Here is a 23775-nt window from a genome sequence, read left to right as displayed (position 1 = left end):
TGGGCCAATTGCGCTGGCAAGCACGCCATGGCAGATGTTAAAGCATCGAGATGATTCCGCCTGCACCGACGCGCTGCCAAGGTAAACCGAGCACCAGGGCCTGAAGTTGCTCGGCATCCAACTCAACTTCGGAGCCGTGTCGCACACCCGGCCAGAAGAAGCGTCCTTGATTCAAACGCCGGGCGGCAAGCCAAATCCCCACGCCGTCATGCACCAGCACTTTCATTCGATTGGCGCGGCGGTTGGCGAACAGATAGGCACAGTGCGGCTTCGCCGCACCGAACACCGCCACGACTCGTGCGAGCGCGGTTTCAGTGCCGGCGCGCATGTCCATGGGCTCGGTGGCGAGCCAGATGGAATCGACGCGGATCATCGCAGCAGGTCTCGTAGGAAAGCAGAACACGCCGCTGCATTTTCTGCTGGCCAACTCACCACGACTACACCTTTTGGATGCGGCACTTCGATTCGGATCGTGGCAGGAAGGGCCTGATGCATCGGCACCGGCGGCGAAGTTTTGACCGGGATGAAGGCAGTTTGCAGTGCCAGGTTTTTCTGCGCATGCACCCGAATCCATTTATGGACGAGGTTTGCATTGAGGTTGTGGGTCAAGGCGACATTGGCAATTGAAGTGTCAGGATGGGCGCACTCAGTAATGACCTGGGCCTTGAAGGACTTGGAATAGGAACGGCGTTCTTGTGGCATGGGCGTCCGCTTAAAAAGGCTAAAAATGGTGTCCACTTAAATTTAGGTGGACACCATCGCCTTAACCGATGGCATCAGGAAGATGTGTTGCTCGGACGGTTACGGCGGTTTGGAGGCGTAAACCGAAGCAAGAGGTGATGGTTCATTACGACCAAGGCGGCCAATACAGCAGTTCCGATTAGCGCAGCTTTTTAAAGGCAAACAATTTGGTTGCCAGTATGAGTCGCCGAGGCAACTGTCATGACAACGCCGTGGCCGAGAGCTTTTTCCAGCTTCTGAAACGGGAACGGATCAAGCGAAAAATCTACACCACGCGGGAAGATGCTCGGAGTGATGTGTTCGATTACATCGAGATGTTCTACAACGTAAAACGCCGCCATGGTTTCAAGAGTCAGCTGTCACCGGTAGGGTTTGAAAAGCGTTACGCTATGAGCTTGCAAGGTGTCTAGAGAATCCGGGGCGATTCACTCATTCTTCAAAGCCATTCCCCACGCGGGAGCCTTTTCGTACCTCCCGCCCCCCCATTGAACATTTTTGGCCCCGCTGCTCTCTCCATCTCAGGCTTCCTGTGTAGTTTTGGATGAACAACTATTGCTACTGGGACCGACAAGTTAACCCTCGCTACACCATGAAAAATCCCTCACTAAAGAAGTGAGCCTCGCATCCCTATGGGGCGACTCATCGTTTTCGAAGTTCTTGACTTATCAAGAGTGCATTCTCACGCAACGCTTGAGCACAGGGTGAAAGTTCGCGATAAGCTAAAGCCAGAATATACGGCACGGGAGTGCCTGGCCCTGTAATTTCGCGGCATACAAGCCTTCCTGGCTGACTTTGCGCATACAGTCGCGGCATCAGCGCAATGCCTATTTCTCCCGCCACAAGGCCTGCGGTAGTTTGCATTTGACGCGGATGCTGGATGACACGTGGAGCAAAACCAGCTTCTCCACACGCCTGCAATATCGCGGCATGCATACCAGGCCCATGATGTTGAGCGAAAAGTACCCAAGGCTCGTCCGCAAGTTCTGACAAACTCAGGCTCCCTATTTTAGCAAGATGATGACTTTCCGGTAACACCGCGACCATTTGATCCTCAATCAATGGTTCAAGTCGAATATTACCGGCATCCCTGACGGGCAAGACTAGAATACCAATGTCCAGTTGGTCATTACGCAAACCTTCTATTTGCTCTGGTGGGGTGGCCTCCATCAATTGAATATCAACCCCAGGGTTGGTGCTCTGAAAGCTGCGTAGTAAAGCAGGCAGAAAGCTGCTGAGGGTGCTGTCGACGAAGCCGAGGCGGACTGACCCGACCGCTCCAGCAGCACTGCGGCGAGCGGCCTCACACGCGTGCTCAGCCTGCGCGAGGGTTCTTCGCGACTCCACCAAAAATACCTCACCTGCAGGGGTCAGCTTTGTAGAACGCGGACTTCTCACTATTAATTCGACACCGAGCAACTCTTCCAGCCTTCTGATAGCCAAGCTCAACGGCGGCTGAGACATATTGAGGCGAAGCGCTGCCTTTCGAAAATTCAACGTTTCGGCTACCGCAACATACTGGCGCATCAGTCGCAAATCGATCATTTGATACCTTTTTATATTAACCCACAACAAAAGGAGTATTTTAACTATCGACAGAATCTGCATAAAATTGCTTTTCAATAGAGTAACGATGTAACCAGTTACCGAATAACACGCTAAATCAGCTAGTCGCAGGCCAAAAGTGAATGCTCGCACATTTATGGCAAGCCACTCTCGACGGAGTAAAAATGGCAATGACCGGGTGCAGCTTAAGTCAAGGCTGCCGATATCTACCTTCCCGGTCGCTCATAGTAGAGATGCAAATTACCAGCATCTACAGTAAGCAGTTTGGTCTCTCCGAGCGATTCAGGCAAGGGTTGCAGCAGACGCCATCATCACGTGCGGAACCATGGGGGTGTTCGACCTGCGACCAGCGTAATCTTCGCTCGGGATCGGGTTAGAACATAACCGGCTGTCACTGTCGGCGTGTTTTTTGGCGATGTGCCTGGTAAGCCTGATAAAAACGACTCTATCGGCGCTGAATTTGATGCATCTCCCTGGAGTGAACTCTCTGGCGGCGAGGAAGATCACGAAAAGGTTCCTTCGGACAGTGGCGGAGACGTGCGACGGCCGGTGTCGGAGGTATCGCCGCTATCGTGGCAAGTTGGGGAATCGGGCTGTTCGAGGTCAAGGAAAAGCCGCTTCCTCCGGACCTGCCTGCAGGCCAGGACATCGTTGTGGGCGAGTGGTCGTTGCGCTTCGACCGCGTAAGCCTGAGCGACCACCTTCCGAATGGAGACGTCATTGCCCGGCTCGGTCGCAAGGCGATCGTGCTGGACGTGCAGGCGACCAATCGGACCGCTCGCACCAGCAGTTCGTTTCTGCAGGCGATCAAGCTAGCGACGCCGGTCCCGGGCGTCGATGCACGGCCGACGGCCTATCTGCTGCGCGATCGCGCAACGACCACCGAATTGCAGCCAGGGTTGCCGGAACAGATCGCCTTGGTCTGGACGTACCCCGCGGCAGAACACGCGACTGCACGGGTGCGTTTTAACGTCGCGGCCAAGAATTTCAAGCCATTCGACAACCTCTACGCGCAGCCGATCTGGACCGCTCAGCATCCCGTCGGGGTGATCGAACTGCCCCTGGCTGCTTCGCTGCCCGATGCGCCCGCAGGTGATTTGTGAAGCGGCTTGCGGGAGTCGCCATCCTTCTGATCGGCTTAGTAGCCCTCGCGGGAATGCGCTGGACCATTCCGCGTTACGACAATATCACCGGCCCGATCGCTTTTCCCGGGAAGCCCGGCGAATGAGTGAGCGCCGACAATCTCGTAGTTGCGGCCGGGCCTGCTCGTGTTGCCCGGGCGATCCGCTTCAACGCCATGGGGAAGACGCAATTGCGAACCAGTGGTGGCTTGTGGCTGGTGATCCCGGTGCGATCTCGGGTGGAGCGCGCGACCGCGCATGTATACGGCCGAACCTGGATGACCGCCGACGGTCGCCGCTATCGTGCAAGTGGCCGTGCTGAAGATGGATCTGTGGTGTTGTCGTTGGCCAAGACACTGCAGCCTGGCCTGGAACGCAAGGATCTGGTGGTGTTCGAACTGCCTAGTGAGCTTGCAGCGGCCGGCGGCACTCTGCTGCTGTCGGAACAAAGTGAGCCACGCCTAACGGCCGAAGTGCAGGTCCGCTATCCGGCCATGCCGGTCAGTTCAGCGACGGACCTGCTCGACCTGGATGCGTTGCATGCCAAGCTCTGAATCCGACCTCACGCAGCGCATCCACGAGCGGCGCACGCGCTGGCTTGCGATCGTTGCGTTGGTGTTCCTGGTACCTTGCACGGTCGTCGCGACCGGTTGGCGCGATCTGAGGGAAATTTTCCACGCACGCCAATTGCATCCGGTCGATGTCGCGCCGGCGCAAAATGCGGACTACGCCGGGGCCAGTGTGCGGCTTGTCGGCCTCGACCCTCTTCCACTAAAGGCCGGGCTCCAGGCTGACCGCACGTTTATCAGAACGCGCCTGCTTTTCCAATTGCGCGATCCGTATCTAGGGCGCCGATGGTTGGACTGCAGGCTGGAAATCGTCGACGCCGCAGGCCACTCCTGGGCGGCAATCGACACGGTGCCGGACCTGTTGCAACGCATGATGGCCAAGCCGGGGGAGCCGAAGGGTACCCGTTGCGGCAGCCTGGCCGTGTCCAATATCAAATCGGGACGTGAGGTCGTGGTCGACGCGTACTATCTGGTGCCGCGTCCGCTGCCGCCGGACCTGCGGGTGACGTTGAGTACCCGCGAAGGGCGTCCGGCCTATCTGCGCTTTGCGCTAGGGGGAGAGCGATGAAGGAGATGCGCATCGGAGCGCTGGCTCTCATTCTCGACACGCTCTGCCTCTGGTTCCGCTACCTGCCGCAGTTGCTGACGCTGGCGCTGGCCGGGGCGTCTCTCCACGAAGTGCTGGTGCAGGGCGCGGTGTGGCTCGGCTATCACAACAGGCTTGCCGGCCTACTGTCATTGACCCTGGTCGTGCTCGTAAAGCTGGTCATCATCGTGTTGATGTTCGAGACGCTGCGCCCGGCATTGCCGGCGATCGTCAGTGCGTCGCGGACGGCAACGCCCGAACCGCAGGAACAGGAGCCCGACGCGGGTACGTTGGGCTGGCGACGGCTTCCGGTAATCGTCTCCCAGGCGCTGGTACCGTTCTTCGCCTACTACGCCGCCTGGGGATTTCTCGGAGATACGATCCGCGCTTACGCGCGTGAGGGACTGGGGCAGTACGATCCCTCGGACCCGGTGTACGGCGGCTTTCTGTTCGACGTGGCTGGTGGCTGGTGGCTGGTCGCTTCAGTCGCCTTGCTCTGGCTCATCCGGCGCGGCGCCAGGCGTCAGAATGCGCGTAGCGCGCATCCGGCATGGAACCTGCTCATCGTGCTGTGCGAAGCTGGCTGGACATTCGTCGGCATGTACGTGATCACCGAATGGCGGGGCGGCGTGTTCCGCTGGCTCGCCAGCCTGCGTATCGCCGATATCGTCAAGGAGCTGTGGCAGGCCATCAGCCATCCGATCGGGGTGGCGCAGGCGGCGATTCCAGGACCGGTGGAACAGACGTCGGTAGGGGTCGCCGAGACCTTGGTCGGTATCTTCTTTTCTGCCTTATTGCCGGTGGTCTGGCTGGCCTTAGCCGCACTGATCTACCGCTACGATGTGCATTCCGAGCTGAAAGCGCCGGGCGCATGGGCGGGCAAGGTCGATGGCGCAATCGGCCTGTGGGGCAAGCTGCCCGGATGGTTTCGAGATTTCACCGGGCATTTCTGGGCAGGTACGGTTTCGCGCTATCGCGCGGCGGCGAACAGTGTGCACCTGGCCGGTGCGACCGGTCTGGGAACGCTAGTCGCGATGATCGTGCTCTATCGTGGGTTGGATTGGGCTGCGGCATGGACTTGGATGGGCATCACCCGCCTGTTAGGGCCGCATCCGCAAGTAGTCTGGCAGGCGATCGCCGATCAGATCTCCATCATCCTGGGGGCGCCGAGCGACCCCGGCGACGGCATCCTCCCGCAGACGCTGAAGATATGCCTGCTCGCTGCGACGCTGGAACGCACCTTCCATGGCGGGCGCGCTTGGCGCGCGTTGAAGTAGTCCAGCGCCTTGAGCCGTCTTTTCGGCCGAGACTGGCCGAAAGCGCGTCGTGGCGTCGACACATGCTGCGACATGCGACGGCCGCGACGCAGCGCGTACATCAGGGGACGTCAATGCCAGGGCTGTGTAGCTATAGGACACAGTCCGGGTCGGTAAGCATGACCATCGTTGACACGGACCCAACCCGATGCATGTGAGGGTATTCACCTGTTCAGGAAGTCTTTATCAACAGGTCCTTAAGCCACCTGAGTCGCAAACCTTCCCACGGCGTCAACTACACGTTTTGCGCCATCCTGAATCTCAACTATTACGCAGCCTGCCTGTGTGGCAAGTTCAAGACCCTGCTCTGCTTGGATCTTAGTGTTCGCCATCTCAGTTACGGTTTCACCTACCAGCTTCTGGTTCTGCAAGACAACTGATGCGATTTCGTCAGTAGCAGTACTAGTACGCCCAGCCAATTGTCTTACCTCATCAGCAACAACAGCAAAACCCCTACCCTGCTCACCTGCTCGAGCAGCTTCGATTGCAGCATTCAGGGCCAATAAGTTAGTCTGCCGAGCAATGCTACTGATAGTCTCAATGATCGAACTCATCAATAATGACTGCTTTCCGAGTGCCTGCACACCTTCAGAAGCAGCATGCATATCAATGGAGACTTTGCGCATAGTGTGCATAGTCTCGTTAACTACGACCGCGCCACGCTGAGCAATAACATCGGTCTGCTGGGAAATCTCAAATGCAATTTGGGCTGCTTCACTGACTTCTCGCTCGCGAGCAACCTGATCGGTTACAAGCGTCGCAAACTTAACTACCTTATGGAGTGTCCCGTCGATGTCATACAAAGGATTGTACGTCGCCTCCAACCACAGGGTGTGACCGCGACTGTCAATACGCTCGTATCTACCGGCAAAAAAATCTCCCTCGTTGAGACGTAACCAAAAATCTTTGTATTGCTGGGATAACGTCTCCTCTGACTTACAAAATATACGGTGATGTCGGCCTTGTATTTGGTCTAGATTGTAACCCATTGCCTTTGAAAACTGGTCATTTGCCGTGAGTATATTACCGTAAAGGTCAAACTCAATGACTGCCGTCGACCGAAGCAATGCATCAACGAGGGACGCATTTACTGAAGCCTTTTCTACCCGGGGGGTAACGTTCGCTGCATAGCAATTGATATGACTTAACCTGCCGGTAAAATCTGTTATCGCGCACCAATGCGCAAAAAGCCAAACAAAAGAGCCATCCGCATGCAGATATCTATAATCGTCAGCTACAGACTTACCTGCAGTGACTGCAGCTCTAAATTTTTGAAAACATGGAGGCTCGGATGCGAAAAGGGGGACAATATCAACTATGGCACGACCTACCAGCTGATCCTGAGAATAACCCAAAGCCTCTGCAAGGTCTGGTCGCACTCGATGATTTTAAACGTCGAATCGAAACACAATGTTAGCATTCCACGGCTTAGCCCATCGCGAAGTTGACGTAACTCCGACAGCTCGACTGCTTGGGAATTAAGCTGATTTTTGATTTTTCTATTAAACATGGAAAAGCCTCTTGTATATCCATCAAAAAACGCCCGCGCCAACATAAGTCCCGCTCCACCTTCGTATACTTATATGAAGAGTTCTGCGGGCACTGGCCGCCCTAGCAAGTATCCCTGCAGTGAGTCGCAACCTAAATGGATCAGCAGCTGGCGCTGCTGTTCATTCTCAACGCCTTCCGCGACGATACGGAGCCCCATTTTTTTTCCCAAAGTAATAATAGCCGAAACAATCGCTTCGTCTTCGCTACCCGCTTTTAGGTCACGGACAAACCCTCGATCAATTTTCAGCTCATTGACAGGCAATCGTTTGAGATACATTAAGCTAGAATAGCCGGTGCCAAAATCATCAATCGATAGATCCACTCCCATGTCAGCAAGGCGCCTCATTAGTAGAAGGCTTTCCTCTGCGTCGCGCATCGCGATAGTTTCCGTAACTTCCAAAGTCAGGCTACTTGCATGCAAAGCATGGCTTGCCAAAGCTTCTGTCACTGTGGCTAGCAACTCCTTATGACCGAACTGCACGGCAGACAAATTCACTGCAATTCTCCAGTTTTTATATCCTTGATCTAGCCATTCTCGCATCTGCCGGCACGCTTCAAACAACACCCAATTACCGATGGGAATTATTAAGTTGGTTTTTTCCGCGAGACCGATAAATTGGCTGGGTAACAGCAATCCGCTTACTGGGTGCTGCCAACGAAGAAGAGCCTCTGCACCGATTAGCTCGCCGCTTTGAGCATCAAACTTTGGCTGGTAATACAAACGTAATTGTTTCCGATCAACAGCCACTCGCAGATCTTGGAGCATCTGTAACTGGTGGCGAGCTTTACTTTTCATCGGGCTATCAAAAATACAATATCCGTTTTTTCCTAACTCTTTGGCGTGATACATAGCCGCATCAGCATTACTTAACAATTCGTGTTGATCCAGCCCGTGATCAGGACAGAATGCGACCCCCATGCTAGCGGATATTTGCAGACAATAATCATCGACTAGAAACGATTTGGATAATAACCTAATTTGCTTATCGGCCACTCGAGAGACATTGCTAGGTTCCTGTAAGTCTATCAGCAGAACAAACTCATCTCCTCCTATCCGAGCCAGTGTTTCTTGCTCGTGCAGATGCCCGCGTAACCGCGACGCCACCTCCCTAAGAAGTTTATCTCCTACATCATGGCCAAACGCATCGTTTATTGCCTTAAAGCCGTCAAGATCAATAAAAATCAAAGCAAAACAACCGCCTTTCTCCTTGACCTTAAGAATAGATTTTTCAATTCGGCTATAGAGCAGCGTGCGATTAGGCAAATGGGTCAATTTATCGTGCAGTGCCTGATGAGTCAGTTCCTGATTGGCCAGGAGTAGCGCGTCAGACATTTCAGCTGTTCGTATTTGGAAGCGATAATCCTGTAATGATAATAGCAGCGCACCTATCAGCACCAGCAGCGAGGTAATTACTACCACTTTATACAATTGCCCTCCTGAAACCCCCGAACTTAGCGCGTTGCAATAGCTACCTTCTGGGAAGTTGGCCGCAGCCATACCGATGTAGTGCATGCCGACAATAGCTATTCCAATTAATACTGCTGCCGCACAACGATTTCGTCGTACATGGGGCGTGTTTTTTCGTAGGCGAATCGCTATCCACAACCCCATAGCCGAAGCGCCGACCGCCACTGCCACAGATGCACCTAAAAGCGTAGGGGAGTAATCTATCCCAGGCAGCATCAGCAGCGCGGCCATGCCGATATAGTGCATACTGGCAATGCCAACCCCCATGAATAATGCTCCGAGCCCCAGCTGTATACACCCTATCCGAGGCTGGCTAACTAACCATAATGCAAAGCCCGAAGACACTACCGCAATTAATAGTGATAGCGCAGTTAAGCTTAAGTCATAAGCCAATTTTATCGGTAGTTGGAAGGCGAGCATACCGATAAAATGCATGGACCAGATGCCAACCCCCATGGCCAGCGCGCCCCCAATCATCCAAAAGTAAACATCTCGACCTTTTGCTGTGGCTATGCGCCCTGTCATGTCAAGCGCCGTGTAAGAGGCTAGGATGGCCACACACAACGATATAAAAACCAAAAAATTAGAGTAGTGGCCAATCAACATAATCATTATCTACTAAGTACGGCACTGTCGGAATTCAACAAAGTTAACTTTAATGCATGATACAACGCACCCAAACTTACAAGTAAGGAATTACGAATCGATCGTTTAAAACTGAATCATGATTGCACCTCGTACACCAATAGTGAGACCAACGACCGACTCACGTGCATTTTAAATAGCCTAGAGCTCACACATGAGCGCCCCATGCTTGCACTGATCTAAATTCAATTAGATCCAGAGGGCAGGTCTTGTGCGGAAGAAGGTTATGCAAATAAATTAGGTATGTAACATACTATTTAAGGTGGGGCTTGATATGAAATGGGTATCAAATGATCGATTTGCGACTGATTCGCCAGTACGTTGCAGTAGCCGAAACCTTGAATTTTCGTAAGGCAGCGCTTCGCCTCAATATGTCTCAGCCGCCGTTAAGCTTGGCCATTCGGAGGTTGGAAGAAACACTCGGCGTTGAATTAATACACAGAAATCCGTGTATTACGAAACTGACTGCCGCTGGTGAGGTATTTCTGGTGGAGTCACGAAGAACCCTCGAGCAAGCTGAGCACGCGTGTGAGGCCGCTCGCCGCAGTGCTGCTGGAGCGGTCGGGTCAGTCCGCCTCGGCTTCGTCGACAGCACCCTCAGCAGCTTTCTGCCTGCTTTACTACGCAGCTTTCAGAGCACCAACCCTGGGGTTGATATTCAATTGATGGAGGCTACCCCACCAGAGCAAATAGAGGGTTTGCGTAATGACCAACTGGACATTGGTATTCTAGCCTTGCCCGTCATGGATGCCGGTAACATTCGACTTGAGCCATTGATTGAGGATCAAATGGTCGCGGTGTTACCCGAAAGTCATCACCTTGCTAAATTAGGGAGCCTGAGTTTGACAGAACTTGCGGATGAGCCTTGGGTACTTTTCGCCCAACACCATAGCCCCGGCATGCACTCCCGCATAGTGCAGGCATGCGCAGAAGCGGGATTTATTCCGCATGTAGTACAGCATTCTCGGCAAATGCAGACCACGGGAGGTCTTGTGGCGGGAGAAATAGGCGTTGCGCTGATGCCACGGCTGTATGCGCAAAGTCAGCCAGGAAGGCTCGTATGCCGCGAAATTACAGGGCCAGGCACTCCTGTCCCTTATAGTCTATCTTTAGCTTATCGCGAACTTTCACCCTGTGCTCAAGCGCTGCGCGCGATGGCTCTCTTGCTGAATCAAGAGTTGCGGAAAAGCGTAGTAATTGCATAAGTAATTGCCCGGTAAACAGGGCAAATCTGACAAAAGTATGACGCTCAAATATCCGTGCGGATTTCGATTTGCAGCCGGAGAGCACTAGAGATAAACGCTGCTGTGCATGATTTGACGCAAATCTGGTTGGCATTACCCCCCCGGGAGGCTGACTACGAGACAGGGCCGAATGGTTTGAGCGGTTACCGGCACACGGTGCTTGTGAGAGCCCCATGGGCTCACATATTATGAGACTCATTATTGTTTAGGAGTGAGCTCATCAGATGCCATCGGCCGACATTTCCCTGCATGACACTGCTAGCCGTCTTTATCAGTGCTGGAGGTACAAATGGGATTATTCGTCGGCAAGGAGCGCCCCCATGCAGCGGTATAGAGTTGAAATAATATACCCTTTTTGTAAGAGAATGGATCCAATTTACCAAATTCATGACGACCAAGGGCCGATCCCTCAGTTGCGCTGGGACTATGAGCCCCTCGCTAAGGTTATATGTGATGATCTGAACGACGGGTTGGATCTATTGGCAGAGATCCAATACAAACTGAATGGTCAGCAACAATCGCTAGTTATTTCATCTCAATTTGCGGCTGCCGAAGATATCCTCTACTTTCTTGAAAGCCAAAAGCTCTGCGAGTACCATCGGGCGCATTTAACAACCGAAGAAAAACGCTCAATTCTACTGAAGGAGGGGTACTCGGAAATTTCTATCAGTTGGCGCTCGCTACCACTATTTGAGTAGAAATCTCTACACGATGATTAGAAGATTCAGGACAACAGTGCCCCAAGCCTAAAAATTATCCCGTACCGTTCGTCGCTCCGATTAATTTAAAGATCAGCCAGTACGTTATATATTTATATTGAGCAGTATATGGAGAGGCCAATGAACATCAAACCGTTCGTTACTGAGTTAAATCGGATCAACAATTACCACATGCTTGCAGAAATAATTTCAAACATAAAAGACCCTGCACTGGCCCATGATCCTCTTTTTGTGAGAGACCTCGAAGAAGTCAGCAAGGCGCTATTTGAACATTGTGAGCAGATTCGCTTACTAGGCAATATACTCAATGATGCTCTCCCGCATTCCAATAGCTCTATCCTTCGCCTGGTTGATGTGGCACGGGGTAAATAACGTGAAGAGCAAAGCGATCAGAATTGCTGTCATAGGGCGCGGCCTGATTGGGTCGGCAGCGGCCCGTCATTTAAGCAAGATAGGTCACAAAGTTCTCCTTATCGGACCGCCTGAACCTACCAGCTATCCGGCTCACGGAGGCGTTTTTGGTAGTCATTATGACGAGGGCCGCATCACGCGAAGATTGGAGTTGCACCCTTACTGGATGCAAATGAACCAGGCGTCGATATCACGTTACGGCGAAATTGCTGCAGAGAGCGGCATTGACTTCTACCAGGAAGTTGGTGTTCTTCATATCGGAGCCTTCGATAGCCCCGATGTAGCGCTCATCGAAGGGATCGCTCACGCTGCCGGCGTGCCGTACGAATCACTTGAAGACGGGGCCCTGGCTGGGCGATTTCCTTTCTTGGGAACAGTAAAGCATATGCGCGGTGTTTTTGAATCATCAGATGCTGGCTATATCAGTCCGCGACGCCTCGTTCAGGCACAGACAATAGCTGCTCAGCGTGCCGGTGCACGCTTCGTCAACGAGCCAGCCTTGAGTATTTCGGAATGTAGGTCTGGTGTTACGATCAAAACAAAGTCAGGAAGCGTCACGGTCGATCGAGTTCTCGTGACAACGGGCGGTCATACACCTTCGCTGCTTGGCAAGACTTTCGGATTTAAGGTCCTTGCACGTACCGCAGCGATGTTTCGCTTGGGGGAATCGGAGGCTCGACGCCTGGCAGGCATGCCGTCAATACGTATTTTCGGGCCCAGGGGAATGTCTCAATATATCCTGCCGCCGATTGCCTATCCCGACGGTCACGTTTGGCTGAAGCTCGGAGGCGATCCGGTAGATGTTGAACTTGAAGACGAGGTCAGCATCAAGGAATGGTTTCGGTCTGGCGGCTCACCCAGCGTGGCCGATTATTTGCAGGGACAAATCCTTGACCTTATTTATAATCTGCGATTCGAGGCAAGACGCGTCATACCCTGTATGACCACCTTCAGCGATTCGGGCTTGCCGCAGATAGGTCTGATTTCAAATCGTGTCGCGGTGGCTTTTGGTTGTCAGGGTAAGAGCGCCAAATGTTCAGATGAGATGGGCCGCCTAGGCGGGATGGCGTTACTCGGCGAGACTAAACTATAGCTGGATTGGTCTAATGCTTTAGGAAATCGCAATTGGCCTTGATGGTGGCGCATAGCTCAATGGCGTTTCCCCCACCTCAAACTTACCAGCTACCATTCCGGGTACGCTCCATAAAGTTCGAGATTACTTGGCAGACATAGGCTGCGCTCACGGCCCGGATTTAGCTTGTATAGCATGAATAATGTCGATAGATGCTGTATTGTTAGCCTGCTCACAACCTCGGGGTGGACATCCACGATCACCAACGTGTCATCCCTAGGTTGTGAGCACACTCTTTATCGCTTTATTTTTTCGAATCTTTCTAAATCGGATAGCGTCCATTTCGTTAATAGCAGTGAACCCTAGGAAAACGAGGTTTCACTGCAGATGCGAGAGATAGCCTTGGCCATGGATTGGCAACTTTCGAGCTCACCTGGCGCGGAGAAGTTCTCAAAACGGCTCATGGAAGATCCGGAGTGCGCGCGCCAGGCGGGCACCTATGTTTTTGTGTGATCATGATTAGCTATTTACCTCTCGAAAAATCTCTCTTGCAGTGGTCAGCCAGCTTGATGGTATCGGTCGAGTCAAAGAATATCCTTCAGCTATGCCCCTGGATGTTGTCGCGACCGAGCTGCTTCAGCAAAAGCTTCAGCCTAAGCTGGTTGTAGTGGTCAACTAATCCCGGACACGACGTTAAGTTTTTCCTCGGCCCGCGCTGGAGCCAACCCATCGTTGAATTGATGAGGTCTAATCTAGTTGTAGCGATGCATCAAAAAATGGCTGATATCGCGCTGTGCTTCCTGCGCAGTTCGATAGCCCACGGTCGGTATCCATTCTGTTTCCAAACTGCGAAATACGCGCTCCATCGGTGCGTTTTCCCAGCAGTTTCCTCGTCGACTCATGCTCTGGCGCATGCGGTATCGTCACTACCGCTGGCCAAAGAGTCGGCTTGCATATTGCGATCCCTGGTCCGAGTGGAATAGCAGATCCGAAGGCCTGCCACGCTGCTCGTAAGCCATATCCAACGCTCTGATCACCAGATCAGCGTCTGACTTTTCCGACAGCGCCCAGCCCACGATCCGACGCGTACAGGGATACAGGACGACAGCCAGGTAATGCCACTTTCCTTGCGCCCAAATGTGGGTGATATCGCCGCACCAGACTTGATTGGGCGCTGGCACGTCGAACTCGCGGTTCAATGTGTTCGGGATATCCAGTCTTTATACTGTTGCTCGTTTGTAGGCATGGGAGCCGGGTTGTTTGCTGACTAAATCAAGCTCGCGCATCAAGCTGCGCACTTTGAATCGACCGATCTGCTCACCGTCTTCACTCATCAGCGACAAAATGCTGCGACTGCCCGCAGCACTGCGACTTTGTGAGAACAGCTCACTGACACGACTACGCAATCGAAGCCGTTCAACATCGGGCGTGCGGCGCCGCAGGCGCTGGGCGTAGTAACACGAGCGAGTGACGTCAAACACCTTGCACAGCCAATCAACCGGTTCATGGGCGCTCAACTGGTCAATCAGCGCGAACGCTCGTGATCTTCCGACATCAAGAGCGCGGTAGCCTTTTTTAATATGGATTTCTCTCGCTCAAGCCGAGCAATCCGAGCTTCCAGCTCCTGAGTTTTTTGCTGTTCAGGAGTCAGTGCTTTGTTCTGCGGGGCGACGCCTTTATGTTCTTTCTGAATCTGGTCAACCTAGCGGCGCAATGCTGACTCATCAATGCCGAGTGAACGGCTGGCTTCGGTGTAGCTGTAGTTTTGCTTGAGCACAAGGTCGGCAGCCTCGCGCTTGAATTCAGGAGTAAAGGAGCGGCGTTGTTTGGTTATCTGACACCTCGATCTGGCGAGCATTCTCGCCTAAATGGGTATCCGGTTTCATTAGACCACTACAAAGGAGTAGCGACCGCGTTGCGAATAACGCCGCTTATGTTCAATGCCCCCCAAATCAAGGCCCGCTCCGGCAGGCTGGTCTACCATTACCGCTGCGCTTGATCTGGGCGTGCTTGCTAAGGAAGATAGACGTCGCTACCCATCACCGCGCGGCAGATGAATGCGCTAAAGGCGCTTCAGCGGGAGGACCCGGACCTGGGTGAACTGGCCATCGCCATCGCGCAGGCGTCGATGCCACAAGGGTCGAGAACCCTGAGCTGGCCGCGTTGATCTTGGACAAGACCTGCCGGGGCATGGTCGCTCAGCAACCCGGCAGTCAAGAAGCGATGATTCAGCACCTGGTGACATTCGGTAAGTTGAATTGCCTGACGCCCGCGCAGGTCAACGACTTCACTAAGCGAGTCAGGAGGCACGGATAACCGTGCACAACGGAATTCAAGAAGAAGACTGCGCGCCCTGATGGAGGGCTGCGCAGTACATGATCAGCTGGTCAGCCGCCAGGAGAATAACTGGACGCTGGCTAACCGAGCTGCTCTTCATAAGTCTGCTTTTGGCCGAGCATCGACATAGCGCTGCATAATAGAAAGCACCATTGAGTTCAACGCTAGGATCTTCATCCCTCGCGTCACCGCCACGTACAGTAAATTCAACTCGTCATCTTTACGACCTTGATCGATATCGGGTGAAAGCGGATCAGCGCTAAAGTCGTCATACAGGCTGACAAAGTCCCACTCCAGCCCCTTGGCCTTGTGCCCAGTCGTGAGTGTCACGGTGGCGTCTAGCTCGTTATCTACCGAGCAGGAACGTAAGGTTTGGATCCGCTGGGGCAGGTCCGGATAGGCTGTAATAATCTTGATCGATCGCAACATCTCCGTATCCTGGCTTACCTCGGCAATTTCCACGTACTGTGAAAAGTCCCGGTAATCTCGCAGCAGCCTGCGGTTCTGCACCTCCTGGTTACGGTTGCGGCTGAATATGTATAAATCTTCTAGGTCGCGTAGCGAGTAGCTGTCGATACCGCCGACCCAGAAAATCTTGGGGTTGCTTGCGACCAGCTGCAGGGCGTTCTCGATGACGCCGGTCACGGTACGATGGATAAACGTGCGATGCGGTAGCTCTTCAGGCAGAGCCCGTTTAACCAGGGTATTGAAGCCTAGCCCCTGCAGCTTTCGTGTCTCATCCTTGTAAAAAAGAATGATGTTGGCCACATGCGCGACGGCAGGGCCGAAGCGAAAGCTTTGGGTCAGGTAGTGACGTTCGGCGTCGGCCATCCAGTCGCTGTTGAGCGCATCTTCTGCGCCGCGGAAGCGATAGATCTGCTGGTGGGGATCGCCGACTGCCACCTTGCGGACCCGTTGTATTTTTACTATGTCGGCAATAACTGGGTTCACGTCTTGACCTTCGTCGAGCAGAATGGCGTTAAATCGTTCGCCCAGGTCGGGCTTGCTTAGCTGATACAGCTTCAAGTAAGCGTCATGGGTGATCGACATTGCTATGTCCTGCAGATCGATCATCCGGTTCCAGATGGTTTTAGCTACGTTTAAAGCATTGTTCAGGAAGCGTTCCTGGGCACTTGTGAGCATTCGTTGCCCCTGGAACCTGGGAAAATGCACACGGCCCAACTCGTCATCGGCGCTGGCCATGAAGTTGTTAAGCGTGCTGAGGACATCCCGCACGAGCTCCCAGTCCTGAGTGTTGATGGCCCTTGCGATGTCCGTCAGGCGTAAGTTATTGGTCTGCTTGGTGGCGTACTGACTGCCATAGACTGCATATGCGAGGCCATGCGCCGTCTTACACACCACGTTTCTGCGTGGAAAGCGGCCCCTGGCAGCGAGCTCGACGGATTTGTTGTAGCAGAGGTAGAGCATTTTCACCGAGGCGTGTTGTGTGGCGTAGCCCACCAGTGTGGTGGTTTTGCCGGTACCGGCAAAAGCCTGAACCAGCAGCTTGTCAGCCGTGGAATGGATAATGGGCTGCTGTTCTTGAGTCCACTGCATGGGCAGCTCCTAAAGGTATTTTTTGAAGCTTGAGACGGTGATGTAAACGGACACACCCAACAGCATGGCGCAGGGCAACAGAATCAAAAGGGGGCTGATGCTGATGGGGATGGCCAGGTAGACAGTCCAGGGCACGATGGTCAGCGGAATGATCGTCCCCCGAGCTTTGTGATACAGGTAACTTGACTCGCGGCCGGACCCGAATTTTCGTAGATCACGCCGCACCAGACCATCGACCAAGCCAGTGAACGCCGCCAGGGCGAACAGTGGAATCGTCAACGTCAGAATGACCATTCGCACACAGAAGGTCAGGACTGTGTATAACGCGGCTAAGCCATAGTCCTGGAATTTGATCATCGCCCGACCGAGTTCGTAGCGAAGGTTCAAGGTTCCCGTTTGTTGTGGTGATGTTGAGCGAGCGTACTGTGTCAGTGCATTTATGTTGTCCTGCATGCCGGTTTTCACCATCAGCCAGTCATAGACCGTTTGTGCCAGCCAGGTTGCCGTACGTCCCGGTTCTTTGATGACAACGCTATGCAGCAGATCCTGGGACAGCCAACCCAGTTCGTGTTGGAACATCTGCTGAGCATGTTTCCAGCCGGCATCCGGCCAGAACGTGTGCATGCACAGCCATTCAACGACGATGGCGCCGAGCAAGGAGCCGAACATCACCCCCAAGAAATGAAAAGGGGTAGAGAACAGCATGCCCAGGAAGTTTTTTTGACCTTCCTGTTGTTGCTGGGCTTTTTCCGCGATATCGGCCATGGCTCTGTTCCTTCAAGCCTATGCGGCTTTTCCGTTATTGGCCATCTGGCGGAAGTCGTCTACCAAGTCATGAGGAAGCGACTCACTTAATGCGTCATATCCCGGCGCTTGCCACCAGTCGCTGCTGGTTCCGGATCCTTTACGCATGCCCTCAACCAAGGCCTGAAGATCCTTGGGCATCACTTCATCGGGATCGCTTGCCGGCAACGGCATACGAATCTTCCACAAATTGCCGCCCTCTATCAGGGCAAAGCATTGCCCCTTGGGTAGGGCAACCACATGCGCCGGTTCGATCATCGGTACGCTGACACTTTGGATCTGATCGTGAGTGTTAGAGGTGAAAGCGGTGTTGCCGTTAATAGCGTCATTTGCACTGCTCGCTGGTGTACTGGTAAACACCTGGACCTTTGGCAACTGGTTGGTCAGCAGCTCGGCGGTTGCAGTCTCACGTACACGTAACATGAACAGGTTGTTGAAGTTACCGATGACTTGGCCAGCTTTAGCCCGGTTACCGATTTTTGCCTCAATATCGCTCATGGTTTGGGTGTAGGCCGTGACCTGCATGCCGGCACCACCGCCTTTGTTGATCATGGGTATGAATTCATCGCCCATCAGTTCGTTGAATTCGTCCGCATGCACGTTAATTGCTACCTTGCCGCCGGTAGCCCCGGGCAAGCCATCATCGATGCCAAACTTATAGAGGTGGCCAGCAACTGACACCAGGTCGCTGAACATCGAGTTGCCCACCGCTGCAGCCACCTCTGTATCAGATAAAGCGTCCAGGCCGACATAGACCACTGCGCGTTTGCGGATGATCTGCATCCAGTCAAAGATTGGGCGTGGATCTTCAAGATCCATGTAGTCGGGAGATAGCAGCTCTGCAATCCGGCCGGTGGTCAGTTTTTCCAGCAATGGCAGAAGGCTGGCCACGATCTTGTCGAAATAGGTTTTGTCATAGCGTACGGCTGATCGCAGACCCTCCATCACAGGGTCGGAGATGCGTTGCTGAGTGAGGTACATGTCCAGGGCCACCACGCGTAGCGGTCGGTCCTTCATGGCGAAACTGAGGTTCTTACGATCGATCTTTCCTTCCAGCTCAACGATGGTTTGCCAGGCTTTGGGATCATTTTCAGCAAAGTGCTTCTGTGCATACTCGATGAACAGCGCGTCAATGTTTGTCACATGCTTGAGGATCTGTTCATAGTCCGGCCGACGTCCCAGTGCCACGAGGGCGCGCGCGATGATGTTGACGAAACGCCAGGCGAATTCCCGGAATGCCGCGGAATTGCCTTCCCCCGAAAGTTGGCCGGCAATGCGGGTTGCAACCTCCGAGATCCGACCAAACCGGCCGACGGCGTTGTAGCGCGCGGAGTGATCGGGCCAGCCTAGGTGGAACACGTAGAACTCCTCCAATCGGTTTGCGCGCTTGCATTCGATGTACATGCGCTTCAGGAGGTCTGCATCGCCTTTAGGATCGAAGACAATCACCACTTCGCGGTCCAGGTTCATTTCTACATTGCGCTGGCTTCGATGAACGGGTTGTACACGACGCCCCATCCGAACGCGGCGCCGGGGGCTACGGCGGGTACGTCTGATGTCTTGGGTGATAAACAACTCTGCCAGGCGGGTTTTTCCAACACGAGTAGTCCCCAATACAAGGGAGTGTCCAACCCGCTCACCCAGTGGCAGGCTGACATCCGCTTCGTTCGGCTCTATACCGTGCAAGCGCGGTAGCCCCCCGACTGGAGGAAGTGGACGCGCCGGGTTAAATGGCACATCCCACGAGGTAGCCTTTGACAGCAATTTGAGTGGAAAGGGCGCGAACTCCAAACGCTCTTCAATTCTGCGAGCAAAGGTATAGATAGAGGTGGGCTCGACATACTCGGCGTATTTTGGGAGGTAAGTCTCCATCAACCGCTGAGTATGTTTTTGGGTCCAGCGAAAGCCTTTACCGATGAATAGCCGCTCATTGCTGACCGGCATGTCTTTGCTGGTCATGGTGTAGTGGGGCAGGCGCCGAATATTGCGTCGGTAACGCAGCACCACCAACGCCTGCTTGAGGCGGACGAACCCCAGCCCCAGAAAGCCTGTACCGGCAACCATGCCGAATAATGGCGTCAGAGCAACCGCCCATGGCGCGAAAATACAAAGCAACGCCGCAGCGACACATACGCAAACTGTGTACAGCTCGACGGCAGGGCGTAGTAGCGACTCAATTGTGTAGGAGGTGGCCATGGATCACTTCCTATGAGTGAAAGGGGACAGTGGCCCCACTGTTTCGAAATGGAAAACGACTGGCTTGCCTGTCTCAACGATCAGCCCATAGGACTTGGCCAAGCGGTATATGGGGTGGTAGCTGTTGAGGGAGTTGACGTGATCAGCAATGCGCTTTCGCCAGACCTCCAATGGCATCGCTGCCTTGCTCAAGTTACACGGCACGCACGCGGGCATCATGTTGCTGATGGTGTGGTTCTCCGGCAGCCCCAAAATGATGGCGCAGGTGTACTTGCCGTTCACCCTTTCAGGTTCTCGCCATACTGCTTCCTTGTGGTCCGCATGCCACCGGTCACCCAACAGCACACCGCAGTATGCGCAATGGCCCGCGAATTTAGCGTGAAGCTCGCAGCGTTGCTTCTTGGTCAGCTTCATGGGGCCGGGATCCTCCTTTGATGCGTGATGATGAATTGGCCAACTCTTGCCTCGCTTGCTCAACTGCCTCGGGCAGGCGTTCTTTCAGCCGCTGACATAGCTCCACCTCGTCACCAGGTACGCGAGCGATGACGGTGCCGCCATAGAGCTTGGCGACATAGGTGACTTGTTCAAAAAGCAACTGGCCTGCTCGTGGGTCATCCGGTTGCTTGATAACCAAGGTGATGTGCGTAAGAGAGGCCATACCCTGGTCACTGCTGGATCGTTGTGGCAGTGATCAGCAGCGGGTAATGCTGGACTCCCAGGCGCTGTGCCAGATCATTTGATGGTGCCGGGACCAACTGTAGATTTCCTGCCCATCGTTGGATTTCGGCAAACCGCTCGGCGCTGGCCACGTTAACCACAAGGCCAACTGCCTGCAGTTGCTGTAACTGATCGCGACGCTGTGATAACCACTTTCTGGAGCCTTCATCGTCGCCTACAAGAAACAATGGTTGCAGGCCAGGTGCGTTGATTACCCGGCCCTGGACCTGCCCGGGTGTCAGTTGGTCAGAGCGCACTGGAAACGAGCCTTGCCCACGCACACCAATATTCTCTGACTGTGCTGACTGCTCAGTAGGTTCTGAAGCCAAGTCCTGGTAGTAGGGCAGAGCGGAAACGCCCCCTCGGTCTTCAACAACAATCAGCGAGGTGGCATGCACTGCCATGGGGGAGGCCAAAGACAGCAAAACAGGCAGATGCAGCAATCTATTCATGGATTATTCGCCATCAGGTTGATACCGGTGACCCGGCTGAGGTGTTTGGCAAAAGCTCGTCGGTATCGGGCAGCGGGTTCGCCTCCGGCAGGGCGGTGGTACCGACCAGCAGCGGTGATCCAGTCGCCTCCTTTGGCTTTTTGCTCAGCCAGGATCTGGGCCGTAACCGAGAGGTTTTTGTACGGATCCAGCCCTTCGCAGGGATAGCTATAACGGTGGCCGTTGGCACCGATGTTGGTTTGTCCAAGCCCGACGTCGACTCTATTTGGGCCTGCGGTCTGAAGGGCGATCATTAACGCTCTGCAAGCATCGCTGCGTGTCGCAAAGCGATATCCGGCGCCGGCGACATTCAACGTCCAGGGCCAGGGGACGATCTGGCCGCGAAGTCGGGTGCCGCTCTCTTGCAGTGCAACGGAGTACAGCACCTCGGACGGAACGCCGGCAGGCAGGGCAATCAACTGATAGGCCGGCGGCGGAACCTCGGCACCGTTAGCAAATGCCGCGGTAAGCAGTAGCCCCGCCGTTAAAGCCGCGCGAATTACAGACGCTGCCATTGTCCATTCACCTCGCGTACCACGGCCGGCAGCTCACCGCCGAGTCCAAGGCCAAGCCATCGACCGGCATCGTGATTCAATGTGATCTGTCGGTTTCGCACGCTGGCCGGTTCGACTCCGGCCAAGATGGCCCAGCGGCGAATTATTTCGTCATCACCTTGACTACCAATGAAATACAGATCAAAGGACTCTTTCTGGTTCTGTAAGTCTTTGACGCGGTCAATACATGCGTTGCAACTGTCTTGAACAAAGACGGCAAGTCGTCCAGTGCCTTTCACAGCAGTTAACGCTCCCAAGCCAGGAGCAGATGCAGGGTTGGACGATAGTTGGATGACTTTTTCATTGGGGTAAAGACGTGCGAAGGCTTGGTCATAGGCCCTTTGGTACGCCAATTCCTTATCGATACGCTGTCGCTCGGCTCGCACCTGCAGTTCTGCATAGCGTCGGCGCTCCTCCTCCGACTGCGCTTCGATGCCAAGTGCTGTCAGAGGATCCAGGCCTGGCGAATAGATTCCGCGAGGCCCCTCCATCACAGTTTGAAAACGGGACCATTCTTGGGGGGTCAATCCCCACTCGCGGGCGAGTTCTGTCTGACTTGCTCCTTGAGAAGAGTTGTGAACTTCACTGTTCTGAGTGTTCGAGATCGACGTTGATTGCCCCGAAGCCGCATGACAGCCGTATGCAAACGCGAAGGTGGCCAAGCCTGCAATGAAACCCAAAATGTTCCTGGGCTTCATTGTTTTCGAGGAAGTGGTAGGGGAGTGCATAAAGGAGGTCCTATGGCGCGACGGTTACGGTTTGAGGTGTTCCGGCCACGTCAAAGCGTGCGGATCTTCCGTCCAGCGCGTTGAGTCGCCAGGCGGTGCCCGCCACAGCGTCACCAGGTCGGATAAGGTAAATTTGATTCAACTGCGTGCTGCCAGGCGGTGCTACGGACAAAAAGCGTTCACCGCCGCGATACTCGATACCTACAACGGTAAAAGGGGGTGTTTGCGGTGTGACAGTGGTGGTAGCGGGCGGTGATGGCCGCTTTGGTTGGCGGGCAACGGGCTTAGGCTTGGGCTTGAGGGGAACAGCAGTGGTTTGTTTGATTCGTGACTGACTGAGTTCTTGAAGACGGCTATCGAGTGTTTCGACGCTGGCTTTGAGGACTACCAATTCACCAGCAGACGCAGCATTTTGAGAGATTTCTTGCGCTGACTCCGTTGCTTGCTTTGCATACGCTTGTGCGGCATCAATTCGATTCGATAAAGCCTGCTGCCCGGCTCGGAAGTCCTCATTGGTCACCAGGTGGTTGCCGGCTACCGTGTCCAGTCGCTCATCGACTTTGCCCAGCCGCGTCAACAACGCATCGAGCGACTCTTTGTCTGCAGTCGCAGCCAAGCTGTTGCTGAGTTGGGAGAGTTGATGATGCTCATAACCCAGAATGCCTGCCAATAATGCAAGGCACAGACTGAGTATCGCTGTGGTTCGAGTAGGGCGTGGTAGGTTCATGGGCGTCCTCGCGCAAAAGCGAAGACACCGTCTCAAATCGGTTGGTTAGGTGCAGTACGAAATAGATTTTTCAGGGTGCATGGTTTTTTTAGTTTTCGGGCATGTCCGGGTTCCGCTGATTCCTCGTGACCGATCTGGCTGTGAGGCGTCGATCAAATGGAGATAGAACAGCCCTGCCAGAAACTAAATAGTGAATTCCTAGAAGATAACCGACAAATGCGCGGCAGATCTGGGTAGGGCCGGGGCCTGTTCAACGCGCTGGTTACCACAATCTAGGTAGCGGAGCTGGATCAGGCGAGTAACCTATTGGTTGCCATAGCGACATGACGGCATTAAATTACGGCTATTGGTATAATCAAGCATTTCACATGGATATCATCGATTGGGCTAGTTAAACTTAAAAATCGCGCTCGCAATTTAGTTTATAACTATATCTACCAAGACGTGACCTAACGACGACGCTTTATGCAGCAGGAAATCGCATTTCGGGATAGGTGATATTTTCCAACCGTTCGATATCGCAGTGGAGGATTTTCAAAAGATTTTCGGGGAACTCATTGAATTATAAGGAAATTTTTTAAAGCCAACCTCGCCCATTCTCAGGTAGCAGCATCACTCCTGAAGACTGATTCAGTCGGCGTCATCTTAGACATATATA

Annotated in this window: 21 protein-coding genes and 4 pseudogenes; 10 read left to right on the top strand and 15 right to left on the bottom strand. The window is 53.9% G+C overall.

Going from position 1 to position 23775, the window contains the following annotated elements:
* Positions 1 to 37 precede the first annotated feature (37 nt).
* Positions 38 to 373, bottom strand: a complete 336-nt coding sequence (gene tnpB, locus HU730_RS26650; protein WP_003177794.1) for an IS66 family insertion sequence element accessory protein TnpB — start codon at positions 371 to 373, stop codon at positions 38 to 40.
* On the bottom strand, positions 370 to 702 hold the full coding sequence (locus tag HU730_RS09040) for a transposase (RefSeq protein ID WP_003173944.1): 333 nt from the start codon (positions 700 to 702) through the stop codon (positions 370 to 372). Before HU730_RS09040 ends, tnpB begins: the two co-directional genes overlap by 4 nt.
* A 98-nt stretch (positions 703 to 800) precedes the next feature.
* On the opposite strand from HU730_RS09040, the pseudogene HU730_RS09035 reads away from it, so the two are divergent.
* A pseudogene (locus tag HU730_RS09035) lies at positions 801 to 1151 on the top strand (IS3 family transposase); the annotation flags it as partial.
* 229 nt (positions 1152 to 1380) lie between these two features.
* On the opposite strand, the gene HU730_RS09030 reads toward HU730_RS09035, so the two are convergent.
* On the bottom strand, positions 1381 to 2346 hold the full coding sequence (locus HU730_RS09030; protein ID WP_254914034.1) for a LysR family transcriptional regulator: 966 nt from the start codon (positions 2344 to 2346) through the stop codon (positions 1381 to 1383).
* A 530-nt stretch (positions 2347 to 2876) separates the two neighbouring features.
* Between HU730_RS09030 and HU730_RS09025 the strand changes: the two genes are divergently transcribed.
* The 4 genes from HU730_RS09025 to HU730_RS09010 all read left to right on the top strand — a co-directional run bounded on the left by HU730_RS09025 (position 2877) and on the right by HU730_RS09010 (position 5857).
* Positions 2877 to 3407 (top strand): hypothetical protein, encoded by a 531-nt coding sequence (locus tag HU730_RS09025; protein WP_202883907.1) that lies wholly within the window; start codon positions 2877 to 2879, stop codon positions 3405 to 3407.
* A gap of 209 nt (positions 3408 to 3616) precedes the next feature.
* On the top strand, positions 3617 to 3979 hold the full coding sequence (locus tag HU730_RS09020; RefSeq protein ID WP_202883906.1) for a hypothetical protein: 363 nt from the start codon (positions 3617 to 3619) through the stop codon (positions 3977 to 3979).
* Positions 3966 to 4562: a hypothetical protein gene (locus HU730_RS09015; protein WP_186526935.1), complete on the top strand. Its 597-nt coding sequence runs from the start codon at positions 3966 to 3968 to the stop codon at positions 4560 to 4562. Before HU730_RS09020 ends, HU730_RS09015 begins: the two co-directional genes overlap by 14 nt.
* Complete coding sequence (locus HU730_RS09010; RefSeq protein WP_186526934.1) at positions 4559 to 5857, top strand: hypothetical protein; 1299 nt, start codon at positions 4559 to 4561, stop codon at positions 5855 to 5857. Before HU730_RS09015 ends, HU730_RS09010 begins: the two co-directional genes overlap by 4 nt.
* Positions 5858 to 6093: 236 nt before the next feature.
* Here HU730_RS09010 and HU730_RS26895 read toward each other — a convergent pair.
* Together HU730_RS26895 and HU730_RS09000 are read right to left on the bottom strand one after the other, a co-directional pair.
* Positions 6094 to 7406, bottom strand: a pseudogene (locus tag HU730_RS26895) (PAS domain-containing methyl-accepting chemotaxis protein).
* Positions 7407 to 7475: 69 nt separating this feature from the next.
* The gene (locus tag HU730_RS09000; RefSeq protein ID WP_186526932.1) at positions 7476 to 9521 is read right to left on the bottom strand and encodes an EAL domain-containing protein; all 2046 of its coding nucleotides are present in this window, start codon (positions 9519 to 9521) and stop codon (positions 7476 to 7478) included.
* 329 nt (positions 9522 to 9850) lie between these two features.
* On the opposite strand from HU730_RS09000, the gene HU730_RS08995 reads away from it, so the two are divergent.
* The 4 genes from HU730_RS08995 (at position 9851) to HU730_RS08980 (ending at position 13027) form a co-directional block, all read left to right on the top strand.
* Positions 9851 to 10765, top strand: coding sequence for a LysR family transcriptional regulator (locus HU730_RS08995; RefSeq protein ID WP_186526931.1), 915 nt, complete (start codon positions 9851 to 9853; stop codon positions 10763 to 10765).
* Between the two features lie 359 nt (positions 10766 to 11124).
* Entirely contained in the window at positions 11125 to 11502 is a 378-nt protein-coding gene (locus HU730_RS08990; RefSeq protein ID WP_186526930.1) for a hypothetical protein, read from the top strand.
* Positions 11503 to 11643: 141 nt separating this feature from the next.
* Positions 11644 to 11895: a hypothetical protein gene (locus tag HU730_RS08985; RefSeq protein WP_186526929.1), complete on the top strand. Its 252-nt coding sequence runs from the start codon at positions 11644 to 11646 to the stop codon at positions 11893 to 11895.
* 1 nt (position 11896) lies between these two features.
* Entirely contained in the window at positions 11897 to 13027 is a 1131-nt protein-coding gene (locus HU730_RS08980; RefSeq protein WP_186526928.1) for an FAD-dependent oxidoreductase, read from the top strand.
* A gap of 650 nt (positions 13028 to 13677) precedes the next feature.
* Here HU730_RS08980 and HU730_RS08975 read toward each other — a convergent pair.
* A pseudogene (locus tag HU730_RS08975) lies at positions 13678 to 14840 on the bottom strand (IS3 family transposase).
* A 219-nt stretch (positions 14841 to 15059) separates the two neighbouring features.
* Here HU730_RS08975 and HU730_RS26635 point away from each other — a divergent pair.
* A pseudogene (locus tag HU730_RS26635) lies at positions 15060 to 15322 on the top strand (hypothetical protein).
* Positions 15323 to 15439: 117 nt separating this feature from the next.
* Here HU730_RS26635 and HU730_RS08970 read toward each other — a convergent pair.
* Genes HU730_RS08970 through HU730_RS08930 form a run of 9 tightly spaced genes read right to left on the bottom strand, consistent with a single transcriptional unit; the run spans position 15440 to position 23117 of the window.
* Positions 15440 to 16900 (bottom strand): UvrD-helicase domain-containing protein, encoded by a 1461-nt coding sequence (locus HU730_RS08970; protein WP_186526927.1) that lies wholly within the window; start codon positions 16898 to 16900, stop codon positions 15440 to 15442.
* A gap of 9 nt (positions 16901 to 16909) precedes the next feature.
* Complete coding sequence (locus tag HU730_RS08965) at positions 16910 to 17665, bottom strand: TIGR03747 family integrating conjugative element membrane protein (protein WP_186526926.1); 756 nt, start codon at positions 17663 to 17665, stop codon at positions 16910 to 16912.
* A gap of 18 nt (positions 17666 to 17683) precedes the next feature.
* Positions 17684 to 19900, bottom strand: a complete 2217-nt coding sequence (gene traD / locus HU730_RS08960) for a type IV conjugative transfer system coupling protein TraD (protein WP_186526925.1) — start codon at positions 19898 to 19900, stop codon at positions 17684 to 17686.
* Positions 19901 to 19903: 3 nt separating this feature from the next.
* Positions 19904 to 20314 carry an HNH endonuclease gene (locus HU730_RS08955; protein WP_186526924.1) on the bottom strand — a complete coding sequence of 137 codons (411 nt, stop codon included), beginning with the start codon at positions 20312 to 20314 and terminating at the stop codon, positions 19904 to 19906.
* A complete protein-coding gene (locus HU730_RS08950; protein WP_124376261.1) occupies positions 20274 to 20558 on the bottom strand; it encodes a hypothetical protein in 285 nt (94 codons plus the stop codon). Before HU730_RS08950 ends, HU730_RS08955 begins: the two co-directional genes overlap by 41 nt.
* Positions 20559 to 20565: 7 nt before the next feature.
* On the bottom strand, positions 20566 to 21021 hold the full coding sequence (locus tag HU730_RS08945) for an integrating conjugative element protein (protein ID WP_254914105.1): 456 nt from the start codon (positions 21019 to 21021) through the stop codon (positions 20566 to 20568).
* 44 nt (positions 21022 to 21065) lie between these two features.
* Positions 21066 to 21623, bottom strand: a complete 558-nt coding sequence (locus HU730_RS08940; protein WP_057725796.1) for a lytic transglycosylase — start codon at positions 21621 to 21623, stop codon at positions 21066 to 21068.
* The gene (locus HU730_RS08935) at positions 21608 to 22390 is read right to left on the bottom strand and encodes a TIGR03759 family integrating conjugative element protein (RefSeq protein WP_254914033.1); all 783 of its coding nucleotides are present in this window, start codon (positions 22388 to 22390) and stop codon (positions 21608 to 21610) included. Before HU730_RS08935 ends, HU730_RS08940 begins: the two co-directional genes overlap by 16 nt.
* Positions 22391 to 22400: 10 nt before the next feature.
* Entirely contained in the window at positions 22401 to 23117 is a 717-nt protein-coding gene (locus HU730_RS08930; protein WP_186526922.1) for a methyl-accepting chemotaxis protein, read from the bottom strand.
* Between the last annotated feature and the right edge of the window lie 658 nt (positions 23118 to 23775).

This window comes from Pseudomonas sp. SWRI22 (assembly GCF_014268395.2).
Lineage (GTDB): Bacteria > Pseudomonadota > Gammaproteobacteria > Pseudomonadales > Pseudomonadaceae > Aquipseudomonas > Aquipseudomonas paracarnis.
This window is presented reverse-complemented; position numbering and strand designations above follow the sequence as displayed.